Origin of the sequence: Micromonospora globispora, from assembly GCF_003857015.1 — a bacterium.
GTDB classification, from domain to species: domain Bacteria; phylum Actinomycetota; class Actinomycetes; order Mycobacteriales; family Micromonosporaceae; genus Micromonospora; species Micromonospora globispora.
On sequence record NZ_QGGF01000769.1, the window covers coordinates 1 to 1,001 of the forward strand.

General features: G+C 76.5%; 1 protein-coding gene. It reads right to left on the reverse strand.

What is annotated here, in order from left to right; translation table 11 throughout:
- On the reverse strand, nucleotides 1-888 hold an 888-nt coding region (locus DKL51_RS33600; RefSeq protein ID WP_148097936.1), incomplete at its 3' end, for a sugar phosphate isomerase/epimerase family protein.
- Nucleotides 889-1,001: the final 113 nt, after the last annotated feature.

Below are 1,001 nucleotides of genomic sequence, written 5' to 3' on the forward strand. Positions count from 1 at the left end.
GGCCACCCGGGCCGCACCGGGCGGCGGGACCGCGTGGGCAGCCGCGCTGGCGGCGGCGCGCAGGAAGTCGATCGAGCGGGCGGCCACGGCCGGCGCGGCGTGCGAGTGCCGGGGCAGTTCGACCGCCACCAGGCCCCGGTAGCCGGCATCGGCGAGCGCGCGCAGCACCGGCGGGAAGTCGATCTCGCCGTCCCCGAACTCCAGGTGCTCGTGCACGCCCCGGCGCATGTCGTCGATCTGGACGTTGACCAGGTGGTCGGCGATCGCCGCCACGCACTCCGGCACCGGCAGCGGCTCCAGGCAGCGGCAGTGTCCGATGTCGAGGGTGATCCCGAAGCGGGGCGGCGCGCCGAGGGCGTCCCGCAGCCACCGCCAGCCGGCGATCTCCTCGACCAGCATCCCCGGCTCGGGCTCGAACCCGAGGGGCACACCGGCCGCCTCGGCCTCCGCGCAGACGGCTGCACAGCCGGCCACCAGGCGGTTCCGGGCGACGGCCTCCGGAACGTCCGGCGGACGTACCCCCGCCCAGAACGAGACCGCCTCCGCGCCCAGGTCGGCGCCGATCCGGACGGCCCGGCGGAGAAACTCGACCCGGCGGGAGGGGTCGTCGTGCAACAGCGTCGGAGCGTGCTTGTGCCAGGGGTCGAGCAGGTAGCGCGCGCCGGTCTCGATCACCACGGCCAGGCCGAGAGAGCTCAGCCGGCGGTGCACCGCGGCGACCCGGCGGGCCAGCCCGGGCGCGAACGGGTCCAGGTGGTCGTGGTCCAGGGTCAGCGCCACCCCCTGGTAGCCCAGATCGGCGATGACCGCCAGCGCGTCGACCAGCCGGTGGTTGGCGAAGCCGTTCGTCCCGTACCCGAACCGCAGCGGGACCGCCGGTCCGGTCATGTCGGGGAGACCAGACGGGCCAGGCGACGGCCCAGCGGGGCGGCCGCCGCGACCGCGAGGCCGAGTAGCCGGGAGCCGGCGCGAGCGGTGAGCGCGCCCTGCAGGGCGGGCAG